The 1,701-nt window shown below is 43.6% G+C and carries 2 protein-coding genes; both read left to right on the top strand.

Features of this window, described 5'->3' with window-relative positions:
- The first annotated feature begins 39 nt into the window (after positions 1–39).
- Positions 40–969, top strand: coding sequence for an ABC transporter ATP-binding protein (locus tag A3739_RS11945; RefSeq protein ID WP_068482087.1), 930 nt, complete (start codon positions 40–42; stop codon positions 967–969).
- Complete coding sequence (locus A3739_RS11940; RefSeq protein ID WP_068481997.1) at positions 966–1,700, top strand: ABC transporter permease subunit; 735 nt, start codon at positions 966–968, stop codon at positions 1,698–1,700. The genes A3739_RS11945 and A3739_RS11940 overlap by 4 nt, the downstream gene beginning before the upstream one ends.
- Position 1,701 lies beyond the last annotated feature (1 nt).

The raw sequence follows: 1,701 nt of genomic DNA, 5'->3' as shown, positions 1-1,701 counted from the left end.
CTTTTATAAGTAATGATCCAGTTAGAGACGAATAACATCATGATTACGGTTGATAAACTCACTAAGCAATTTGGTGATTTTTTTGCGGTAAATGGACTGACATTTACCGTTGAACCAGGTGAAATACTCGGTTTTCTTGGCCCTAATGGCGCAGGTAAATCGACAACGATGAAAATGCTGACGGGTTTTTTACAACCCAGCTCAGGCTCTGTATCGGTAATGGGGTTTGATGTGTTGAAGACGCCCGTCGAGGCCAAGCGTTTGATTGGCTATCTCCCTGAGGGTGCGCCGGCTTATGCTGATATGACTGTGCTTGATTCCTTGAGATTTGTCGGGAAAGTTAGAGGTTTTTCTGGGTCTGATCTCAATACGCGTATTCAAGAAACTGTTGATAAAGTCGCTCTGAATAGTGTGCTGAATAAACGTGTTGAAACTCTTTCCAAAGGTTTTCAACGTCGCTTAGGTTTGGCGCAAGCGATTCTTCATGATCCTCAGGTTTTGATTTTAGATGAGCCTACAGATGGTCTTGATCCGAACCAAAAGCATCAAGTGCGAGAGCTCATACAGAACTTATCTAAAGATAAAATTGTCATCGTTTCCACGCATATTCTTGAAGAGGTGAGCGCGGTTTGTACGCGTGCAATGATTCTCTCTGATGGGGCAATTAAGTTTGATGGCACGCCTGAGGACTTGGCGGCCAAATCGGTTTATCACAATAGTATTCATGTGCACGTTGCTGAAAGACATTCGGAACTTAAAGCTAAGTTGATTCAATTGCCTCGCGTTTCAAAGGTGAACGAACTTTCTGAAGGTGCGTTACAGGTGCTGTCTGAAAATAAAGATTCAATATTGTCGGACGTGAATGCCGTCTTGCATAGCGGTTCTTACCAGATCGATGAGCTGCATGTTGAGCAAGGCAAGCTAGATGATGTGTTTCGTGCAATGACTTCAAAGGAGGTGAACTCATGAACGCCTTAAAAGTAGTGTTAGGGCGTGAATTATCGAGTTATTTTGCAACGCCGGTAGCCTATATATTTCTCGTTATCTTTTTAATGTTGTCGGGTGTATTTACTTTTTACATTGGTCAATTCTTTGAACGCGGTCAGGCAGACCTAGTCGCTTTCTTTAACTTTGTGCCTTGGTTGTATTTGGTTCTTATTCCCGCTGTCACCATGCGCTTATGGTCTGAAGAACGACGTAGCGGAACAATTGAATTGTTGATGACCTTGCCGCTTGCTACGTGGCAAGTTGTTCTAGGTAAATTTCTCGCAGCTTGGCTGTTTGTTGGTCTAGCACTGGTGCTAACTTTTCCTCTTTGGATTACGGTTAACTATCTTGGGAGCCCAGATAATGGTGTCATTCTTGGTGCCTATATTGGTGCTTGGCTTATGTCGGGTGGCTTTTTAGCTGTGGGCTCATGTCTTTCAGCGCTTAGCAAGAATCAGATTGTCGCCTTTATTCTCACACTTGTAGTGAGCTTTGTTCTCGTTGTGACTGGATTTCCAATCGTGCAAGACGCTTTTTCAGGTTGGGCACCGTTATGGCTAATTGATGCGGTGGCGAACTTGAGCTTTCTAACCCACTTTACCGCGATATCTCGTGGCGTAATTGACGTCAGAGATCTTGTGTATTTTGCTGCCATGATAGGTATATGGCTATACGCAACATCACTCGTTGTTGACTTGAAGAAAGCAGATTAAG

It is taken from the genome of Oleiphilus sp. HI0067 (assembly GCF_001635735.1).
This window is presented reverse-complemented; position numbering and strand designations above follow the sequence as displayed.

Bases quoted from the DNA above. Each gene is read 5' to 3' on its own strand.
- A3739_RS11945 (WP_068482087.1), top strand. From the start codon at position 40: ATGATTACGGTTGATAAACTCACTAAGCAATTTGGTGATTTTTTTGCG.
- A3739_RS11940 (WP_068481997.1), top strand. From the start codon at position 966: ATGAACGCCTTAAAAGTAGTGTTAGGGCGTGAATTATCGAGTTATTTT.